Here is a 3,896-nt window from a genome sequence, read left to right on the forward strand (position 1 = left end):
TAAGTAGGTAGATGGGAAAACTTATAACTATGTCATTGCGAGTGGAACGCAGCAATCCCAAGAGTTTTGGGTAATTTACAGTTCGTTACATAGTTGGGTTGATTAGCATCTACCTACTTAGTGAGCTTCAAAAACCTTAATTAATATCAATACCATTTTTAGAAAGAACAATAACTTGCTGATGATATTTTTTCAAACTAGGCCGATGTCCAACACTAATAAATGTAGTTCCTGTTTCTACCAGTAAACTATAAAGACTAGCTTCATTATTTTCATCTAACGCACTTGTCGCTTCATCTAAAATTGCATATTTTGGTTTGGTGACTAAAAATCTCGCAAAAGCTAATCTTTGTTGTTCTCCTAAAGAAAGGACATCACTCCAATCTTGTTCTATTTCAAAGCCTCCAAATCTATCTGCTAAGTCTGATAAATTAACTGTATCCAAAATTTGATGCAGTTGTTCATCACTCAAATTGATTTTGGCGTTAGGATAAAATAACTGATCTCGCAGAGTTCCTAAAATCATGTAAGGACGCTGGGGTAAAAATAGAATTTCTGCTAATTCTGGACGGAAAATCACGCCTGTACCGGAATTCCATAAACCAGCTAAGGCTCGTAATAGGGAGCTTTTTCCACAACCACTTTCTCCCATAATTAATAATCCCTCTCCGGTTTGTAGTTCGACAGAGAGGTTTTTAAATAAGGTTTTTTGATAATTGGGAGTCTGCAAAGTTAGGTTTTCTACAGCTAAACGATCATCTTTAATCAGGTCAATAATCTGAGGATGATCTGTACCTTTAGTTGGATGTTTTAAGTATTCATAAAACACATATAAACGATTAATTGAAGCCCCAAACTTAGTAAACTTTTCAAACTGATACATGATCACATTCACAGAAAAAGCCACTTGTCCAAAAGCACCACTGGCTTCTGTGACTTTTCCTAATTCAATTTCACCTGATAAAATTTGATTTCCCAGAATGAGTGCAGGGATAATCACAGGAAGATAACTAAATTGATATTTAAAGATATTTAAATATACTTCTGACCATAATATCAATCTCTGAAAATTATTAAATACTTGATTGAATATGAGTTTAACTTTATTTTCTTCTTGGGAAATACCATTATAGAAGGCGATAGATTCGGCATTTTCCCGAATTCGCACTAATCCAAATCGGAAATTAGCTTCCTTTTTGAGTTGTTCAAAATTGAGATGAGTTAATTTTCTCCCATAAAAAACAATGGTGATAGCGTATGCTAATGTAGAATAAATAATTAAAGCAATAACTAGATTTTGCGAAATAGACCAAAGAATAACACTAAAAGCAGTAACTACATAGATAGATTCAATAATATTCACAAAAAACTGTAGAGATTGCTGACAAAAACTAGCGATATCATCAGCAATCCGTTGATCTGGATTATCAATTTCTTTATGAGAGTAAGTAAGTTCATAAAAAGCGCGATCGCTAAAATATTTATCCAGTAAATAATGGGTTAACCATCGTCGCCAATAAATACCAATTTTTTCTCGCAGATAACCATAACCAGAATTCAATAACCCAAAGATGATAATTCCCCCTAATGCAACCAGTATACTTTGCCAAAATCGAGGACTATCTTGAGCCGAAAGAGCAGAAATTAAATTCCCTTGGATAGTGTTTAAATATACTTTTAGTTGAGTATTGGCGAATAAAAATACACCTAAAAGTACCAGGAGTCCCGTAGCACCTAGTTTTTCATTACCTAACCAATAGAGTTGAGCGATCGCCCAAAACCGCCTCACTACCGCCAAATTAAATCTATTCATTTGTTAATTTTATAATCAGTCGTCCGAAATCTCCCGGAAGTAACAATAGTCATATTACTAACCAAACAGGGAACTAATTTTTTCTTCAATAATTTTGTAATTATTTACCTGCACATACTTAAAGTAGGCTAATATCATAACTGATTAGATACCTTAAATATATTACATATCCTTGAAAAAAATCACAGCTTTAAATATAGAAATGCGTAATTTCACCCTGATCTGGTTAGGGCAACTGGTATCTCTGATTGGCACATGGATGACGGCATTTTCATTGGATATCTGGGTTTTTCAGAAAACAGGCTCTGCTACCCAATTTGCCTTAGTTACTCTGACAAGTACATTACCACTGGTCTTAATTTCCCCCCTAGCTGGTACATTAATAGACCGCTGGAATCGCCGCTGGATCATAATTATTAGTGATTTTTGTATAGGATTATGTACCCTGAGCCTAGCCATACTCATCACTACAGGTCAACTCCAAATCTGGCATATATATTTAGCAAATACCCTGATTTCCATCTTTGGTGGTTTTCAAAATCCTGCTTATAAAGCCTTTATTACATCTTTAGTGCCTCCAGAAGAATTACCACGGGTCAGCGGTATGGTTCAGCTTGCCCTAAGTATTCAGCAAATAGCTTCACCATTACTAGCAGGGATTTTACTAGCTACAATTGATCTCAGAGGCATTCTTCTCATTGACGTAGGCACAGTCATAATTGCCCTCGTCCCCCTACTCCTACTCAAGCTTGTAGAGGTTACTAAGTCTCATCATGAGACTGAAAAATTATCAATCTTACAAGAAACAGCTTATGGTTGGAATTATCTGAAAGAGCGTTCTGGACTCTTAGCTTTTCTCATCCTCTTTACTATTTATCAATTCTTAGTAGGCTGCGTTTTTATACTGGCTTATCCCCTAGTTCTTTCCTTAACTACACCATCTCGTTTAGGAATGATTATCTTCATTGGCGGTTTAGGGATGCTAGTAGGCGCTTTGGTCATGAGTACCTGGGGAAACAACTGGAAAAACTTGATTAACTTAGTTCTTGGTGCAATGTTACTGAGTGGACTGTGGATAGTTATAGCTGGTTTGCGTCCCTCAATTGTCCAAATCACTATTGCTACCGTGCTTTTCTTCCTTTGTAGTCCTATTATCAACGGTTTAACCCAAGTAATATTTCAGAAAAAAGTTGCTCCTCAAGTCCAAGGAAGAGTATTTGCTTTAACTGGAGCTATTTCCGGTGCTGCTGTTCCCGCTGCGGCCATTATTGCTGCCCCTCTAGCCGATAATATTTTAGAGCCACTAATGGCCTTTGATGGTCCCTGGTCAGACAACATTATTGGTCAGATGATTGGTTCAGGTCCAGGACGAGGAATTGCTCTACTCTTTATCAGCATGGGTTTATTAACTTTAATAGTCACCCTGATTGGTTATCAATACCCCGCTATTCGCAAGTTAGAAGAAAACTCCCCTGATTTTGAATATTCACCCATTAAATAGGGGATTAGTCATGATATCTGAATAGGTTTCTTTAGATTTTGGGAGGTATTCTGTATAGACCAATCAAAATCCGTGAAATCCTTTAATCGTATCCCCTCAATATATCGGGGAAAGAGTTATTCAGGCATCCATGACAAACCAAAAGAATTGAGAGCAGATTTTTCGCGAATAATAGTTGCCAAAAAGGGAATATTCCCAGTCTGAGAAATGCGGTCACGGATATATTCAAAAAAACTGATACCCAACTGACGAGTAGTAGCAACAAGAGACATAAAAGTATCCCAAGCCTGAGTACCTTCAAGAGTTTGAGTGGCATAACTAATATTACGCCGTTGCACCATTGTCCTAGCAGCTAACTCTGCCGGATTATTATGCAAAGGCAATTCAGGATGCTCTAATACTAAAAGCAACTCGGAAATTTTTAGCAGCGTTAATCGTTTTCGCTCATCCAACTGTTCATAACCAGTTTGAAGCGAAAAAAGTTTCCAAAACTCAGACCGGAGTTTTTCAGCCTTTTGTTGACTGGGAGAATCTTTGTAAGCAAGTAAGTCTCGGTAGTAATCCCAGAAATCATCCAGAAAA

The 3,896-nt window shown here is 36.8% G+C and carries 2 protein-coding genes and 1 pseudogene; 1 reads left to right on the forward strand and 2 read right to left on the reverse strand.

Translation table 11 applies throughout. The features are described from left to right. Positions 1-136 precede the first annotated feature (136 nt). Positions 137-1,813, reverse strand: coding sequence for an ABC transporter ATP-binding protein/permease (locus FJR38_RS09695; protein ID WP_168536747.1), 1,677 nt, complete (start codon positions 1,811-1,813; stop codon positions 137-139). Between the two features lie 172 nt (positions 1,814-1,985). On the opposite strand from FJR38_RS09695, the gene FJR38_RS09700 reads away from it, so the two are divergent. After that, positions 1,986-3,314, forward strand: a complete 1,329-nt coding sequence (locus FJR38_RS09700; protein WP_254449411.1) for an MFS transporter — start codon at positions 1,986-1,988, stop codon at positions 3,312-3,314. A gap of 116 nt (positions 3,315-3,430) precedes the next feature. Here the strand turns inward: FJR38_RS09700 and FJR38_RS09705 are convergent. After that, positions 3,431-3,896 (reverse strand): annotated as a pseudogene (locus FJR38_RS09705) (hypothetical protein); the annotation flags it as partial.

Source organism: Anabaena sp. UHCC 0253 (assembly GCF_009712085.1).
Classification (GTDB): Bacteria; Cyanobacteriota; Cyanobacteriia; order Cyanobacteriales; family Nostocaceae; genus Dolichospermum.

Bases quoted from the DNA above. Each gene is read 5' to 3' on its own strand.
- FJR38_RS09695 (WP_168536747.1), bottom strand. From the start codon at position 1,813: ATGAATAGATTTAATTTGGCGGTAGTGAGGCGGTTTTGGGCGATCGCT.